The sequence below is a fragment of the Endozoicomonas atrinae genome, from assembly GCF_001647025.1.
In the GTDB taxonomy this organism is placed as follows: domain Bacteria; phylum Pseudomonadota; class Gammaproteobacteria; order Pseudomonadales; family Endozoicomonadaceae; genus Endozoicomonas; species Endozoicomonas atrinae.
Genome location: NZ_LUKQ02000327.1, coordinates 1 through 4,975, shown reverse-complemented (window position 1 = coordinate 4,975; position 4,975 = coordinate 1). Strand labels below are relative to the sequence as shown.

General features: G+C 46.5%; 4 protein-coding genes and 2 pseudogenes. 2 read left to right on the top strand and 4 right to left on the bottom strand.

The features are described 5' to 3' along the window. The first annotated feature begins 200 nt into the window (after positions 1-200). Both AK963_RS25380 and tusA read left to right on the top strand, forming a co-directional pair. Positions 201-1,541 (top strand): MATE family efflux transporter, encoded by a 1,341-nt coding sequence (locus AK963_RS25380; protein WP_066018168.1) that lies wholly within the window; start codon positions 201-203, stop codon positions 1,539-1,541. Positions 1,542-1,574: 33 nt separating this feature from the next. Continuing rightward, complete coding sequence (gene tusA / locus AK963_RS25375) at positions 1,575-1,856, top strand: sulfurtransferase TusA (protein WP_066018167.1); 282 nt, start codon at positions 1,575-1,577, stop codon at positions 1,854-1,856. Between the two features lie 34 nt (positions 1,857-1,890). On the opposite strand, the gene AK963_RS25370 is transcribed toward tusA, so the two are convergent. From AK963_RS25370 to AK963_RS35940, 4 genes and pseudogenes are all read right to left on the bottom strand, one after another. Next, positions 1,891-3,057, bottom strand: coding sequence for a hypothetical protein (locus AK963_RS25370; RefSeq protein WP_066018166.1), 1,167 nt, complete (start codon positions 3,055-3,057; stop codon positions 1,891-1,893). A gap of 504 nt (positions 3,058-3,561) precedes the next feature. Beyond that, the gene (locus AK963_RS35950) at positions 3,562-4,323 is read right to left on the bottom strand and encodes a putative 4-mercaptohistidine N1-methyltransferase (RefSeq protein WP_066018164.1); all 762 of its coding nucleotides are present in this window, start codon (positions 4,321-4,323) and stop codon (positions 3,562-3,564) included. Positions 4,324-4,395: 72 nt separating this feature from the next. Further along, a pseudogene (locus AK963_RS35945) lies at positions 4,396-4,767 on the bottom strand (SUMF1/EgtB/PvdO family nonheme iron enzyme); the annotation flags it as partial. A gap of 18 nt (positions 4,768-4,785) precedes the next feature. Continuing rightward, positions 4,786-4,975 (bottom strand): annotated as a pseudogene (locus tag AK963_RS35940) (IS630 family transposase); the annotation flags it as partial.

The window sequence follows — 4,975 nt, the reverse complement described above, 5'->3', positions numbered from 1 at the left end:
ATCATCCTGAGTTTTAATCTGACTGGCTATTTGATCTACCAGTTTTTCGTTGATTTCAACGCTCATTGTTATTCTCCATTTTGGAGTATTAACGACAAGCGTTTACACAATTTAAATTACATTCCCGATTACCTATTTTTGTGACCATTAATGCCTTTTACAATGATTGATTTTTCCTGGGCATAAAAGGAGCTGGTCCCTTGCTAACGGCTTCGGCAACTTATCGGCGTGTATGGCACTTTGCCTGGCCAGCCATTCTTTCAAATGTCTCCGTTCCGCTACTGGGGCTTGTGGACGCAGCGGTTCTTGGCCATCTCTCCTCGCCTGAATACCTGGGTGGTGTAGCCGTCGCGGCGACCCTGTTCAGTATGATTTTCTGGGCTTTTGGTTTTCTTAGAATGGGAACCACCGGGCTGGTTGCCCAGTCAAAGGGCCGAAATGACCGTTATGCCATCAGAAAGTGGCTGTTACAGTCTCTGGTTTTTGCTGCTGTAACAGGTTTGTTGCTGATTCTCTTTTCTCCTTTGATTTTACATTTTGCACTGCCTTTTTTTGAAGCCAGTGAGGCTGTAGTGAGACAGGCTGAAATCTATTTTCAGACCCGGATATTTTCGGCGCCAGCCGTATTGGTTAATTATGCGCTGATTGGCTGGCTGATCGGTATGCAAAAGCCGAAGGGGCCTCTGCTTATCCTGGTTCTGGGTAATGCTGTCAATATTGTGCTGGACCTGTTTTTTGTTCTAGGTCTGGGGTGGGCAACCCAAGGTGCCGCGATGGCAACGGTGATTGCTGACTATCTGGCGCTGGCACTTGGACTGTTGATGGTAAGGCGGGTTCTGGCGCATGATGGCAGCCAGTTCAGCCGTGAAATGGTATTTGATATTGCCGCTTTTCGTCGGCTGATCATGCTGAATCGCCACCTGTTTGTCCGTACATTATGTTTGTTATCGGTACAGACGTTTTTTACCGCTCAGGGCGCCCGCCTGGGCGATGAGGTGCTGGCAGCTAATGCGCTGCTGCTGAATTTAATGGTGCTGATTTCTAATGGGCTGGATGGTTTTGCCCATGCAGCAGAAGCGTTGACAGGTGAGTCGATTGGCAAGGGGGACCGTCGGCAGTTTCATCAGGTGGTCAGGGTGACCGGCTGGTGCTCTCTGATCTGTGGAGGGCTGTTCAGCCTGTTTCTTGGGCTTGGCGGGAACTCTTTGTTGGGCTGGTTGACCAATATTCCAGAGGTTGCAGAGCAAGCGTCTGTTTACCTGCCATGGCTTGTAGCCATGCCTTTGATTGCAGTTTGGTGTTTCTGGTTGGATGGTGTCTTTATTGGCGCGGTCAGAACCGATATGATGCAGAACACCATGTTGATTGCCACGGTTCTGGTTTTTCTGCCTGTCTGGTTCCTTTTTCGCGATCTGGGAAATCAGGGGTTATGGCTGGCTTACACGGTGTTTATGGCCACCCGGGGCCTTGGATTGATCTGGGTTTATCGCCATTTTAGTAAGAACGATGTCTGGTTTGCAGCCCGACATGACCTTTTATGAGGAGCTGGTTTTGAAAGACTGGTTTAACGTTTGATGTCAGATATGTTGCTTGAAGAGCGTGTTGATTCAATTGAAGTGCAGCATGAGCTGAACACCTGTGGTCTGTTCTGCCCGGAACCGGTGATGATGCTGCACAACAAAATCAGGGATATGGCGCCAGGAGAAGTGGTTCGGGTGCTGGCCACCGACCCATCCACTAAACGTGATATCCCTAAATTCTGTAATTTTCTGGAGCACAAGCTTCTCCAGCATCAAGAGATAGAGGCTACTTTTTTTTACTGGATTAGAAAAAAGAGGGTGGAGCCACCCGTTTAGACATCGAATGGTGGCTCATAAGTTTGGATAACTTTTAAACAATAGTGGTCATATCTTGAGGTAATGGGGTAAGGCTTTTAACAAGAGCACTGACAGCGCTGCTAACGGCATTTTGTGACCCAGTTTTATAATGCTCTCTAACCATTGCATCACTATCATCCAGTGCCCTTGCAATAGCAGTATTATCTGAGAGCTCAGGGGTTTCCCTCTGCGCTTCAGTTTTTAGCGATAAAATCTGGGCTGCTTTCAGGTATGATTTTAAATCAGCCTCGCTAAAGTGAGTAATTATTCCGGCCAGTACCATTGCTTCTGTTTTCATCTCAGATACAGGGCGAGATAGCTCCTGCGTTACACTTTCCATTATATCTTCTGAAATGCCTTTGCTCTGTAAAACAGCAGTTAGGTCATCTTTTTTGGCAAAATGCTGTTCTAATTCACCGGATTTACTCTGAAATTCGCTTCTGGCCTGGCTAAAAATGTTAGTATTAGGGTATTTGAAACTAGCAGAGAAGCTGGCTAGGTCATCGGCTGTTCCAAATTTCAGCGCGGTGGTGCTTTCAGGGATTGGGCCAATATCTGCACCAGAGGTCATTTGGTTTTTTATTAGCATAAGTGCATCTTTAACTTGCTGTCTGATGTCTTCCTGGAAACATTCTTCGACGTGCATTTCTACAAAACTCTGCCGTTCAACACCCATGCTGTATGATCCGGATGTGGTAGCATTATCTTGCCTTGAAATTGCTCCAAGCTCTCCTTCCAAAGCTTTTAGGTTGACTTCCATCTTTTGCGGGCTTGATGCTTCTGAGCTTTCCATGCCGAGAGTGGGATTATTGTAAATAGCGATAAACTCATCTTGAGAGTTAAAAACTTGTTGAAGCTTTGCAATACCCTCGCTATTTGCAAGATTACACTGGGCCAGAGCAAGTGCCAGGAAGTTATCTTCACTCTCAGCTTTGCTTTCACTGTTTTGAAACAGGCCGAAATTTTTAACAAGCGCTTCACTAAATGCTTGTCTTGCCTCAGGGTTTTTAGATAGCTCGCTTTTTGCTTGTTTTAATCGATCGTTAAAAGAATCCTGAAGGGATTGAAGTTCGGGGTTCCTGACTTCATCAGTATGAATAGTCCTCTCGCTTAAAGGTGTTGCAGCTGTTTCTACTTCTGGTTGCGGGATGACGACAGGGGGAGGGGTATTTGAAATCATGATTGATAACTCCTTGAATTAATTGGCTATTTTACAATAAAGCACAATAGTATGCATGAATATGCATGCGTAATGATGCTATGCTTGTGACCAACTAATTACTGAAAAAGTTCCATCGATGATTAATCAAGGTGGGGGGGAAGAAAATAGAAATCAGCTATTTAGAGATTATTGGCTTCGCTTTGGGGTTCTATCCTATTCTAAAAGTTTGTTTTTCCAAGGGGCAGGATGGCTATTGCTTGGCATAAAAAATATGTTTTGCTGTTTCTGAATCTGCACTTTTCTCTTAACTTGTTCTTGCGTGGAGTGAGTGTAAACCTTAATCAGAAGGGCTACATTATGGGATTTAAGTTGCACATTACGTACATTTACAAGTCAATCATTCAAATCAGTCGACAATCGCAGAGTTTTTATTGGAAATAAATGTTCACCCCAAATTCAATCGCTGGAGGACATTATTGGGTCGGATTTCAAGAGAGGTGAACATATGAGTTTACATAAACACTATGCTTTACGCTGCCATATCGTGCACTGGGCAACCGTATGCTGATACTTTCGGGCGGTTTCTCTGATCACAAACGGTATATCAAAAGGTGGTCTTACCTCCTCAAAATGTTTGCTCAACGTTCTCTGCAATCCGGTATGGGTATCAACGGCTTCGCCATTTTCACGAATTCCACCGAGCCAGTTCTCCCTGGGGGTGTACTCTTCCAGCCAGGTATAGGGGGACGTGATCACGAGGATGCCTCCAGGGCGGATGCGTTCATGAATCATACCGAGAAACTGCGCCGGGTTATTCAGGCGATCAATCAGGTTGCCGGCAAAGACAAGGTCGTAGTCGTTATAGATGGGTTTCAGGTTACAGGCATCGCCTTGAGTGAAACGGATTCGGTTGGTATCGATATCATCGAGGCCTATCTCAGTGGTATCAGCAATAAAGTAATCACCCAGCTCACCTTCAGTAGGGACGTGGTAGCGAATTTTTCCCCGCTCCTGCAGTTCGGCTGCAGCAGAAATAAATCGGGCAGAGAAGTCGATGCCATCCACATGTTGGAACCAGCGGGCTAACTCAAAGCTCGTACGGCCCACCGAACAGCCCAGGTCCAGAGCCCGGGTTCGAGGGGTGTTACCACTGACTTCGTAACAAATACGGGCACAGGCTTCCGGATAGTTTGGAACGTCAAAGAAGGTTTCCCCAAAATGGAACGCCAGATATTGGGCGACAAGGGCATCACTCTCATAAGGGTTGCTGGAGGTATTGGTCATGGCGCTGGACTCTACATATCGGAAGCCGGCATGCTGGAAGAAGTGACGGCGGAAGGCATACCGTGAATCTTTAATGGCGTAGTTACCCGTTGAGATCCAGCAGCCCCCTTTGATGAGGTTGTGGCGTCCATCAAAGGTTGGGGTTGAGAAGTCATCGTAGCAGGGGTGAACACGGAATCCTTCATAACCGTCAATGGGGGTCGTGGTCCATTGCCAGACATTGCCAATAATGTCGTACAGTTCCCCTATTCTGAAGCGGTCAACCGGGCAGGATGAAGACCAGTATTCAAGATTGATATTTCCGGGTGCTTTATCCCACCAGGGCTGGTCAGTATCAATGGACTCTCTCAGGCAATACCACTCGGCTTCGCTGGGCAGCTGGATCTGCTTGCCGGTTACTTCTGACTTCCAGCGACAAAAGGCCTGGGCTTCATGACAGTTAATACCAATTGAATTTTCTAACTACTGTATAACTGCCCAATCACGGGAGCACAGACTGAACAGTCGACCAGCTTCGCTGCAAAGGTTATTCCAAGCTTCACAGCAACAATCTACAATATTTTCATAACCTGAAAATGCTTTGTTTGATAAGTCATGCTCCCGCATCCACTCCCATAGCCTTTCTGAGCTGTTTAACTCCGGTGCGAATGGT

Bases quoted from the DNA above. Each gene is read 5' to 3' on its own strand.
- AK963_RS35950 (WP_066018164.1), bottom strand. From the start codon at position 4,323: ATGACCAATACCTCCAGCAACCCTTATGAGAGTGATGCCCTTGTCGCC.
- tusA (WP_066018167.1), top strand. From the start codon at position 1,575: ATGTCAGATATGTTGCTTGAAGAGCGTGTTGATTCAATTGAAGTGCAG.
- AK963_RS25370 (WP_066018166.1), bottom strand. From the start codon at position 3,057: ATGATTTCAAATACCCCTCCCCCTGTCGTCATCCCGCAACCAGAAGTA.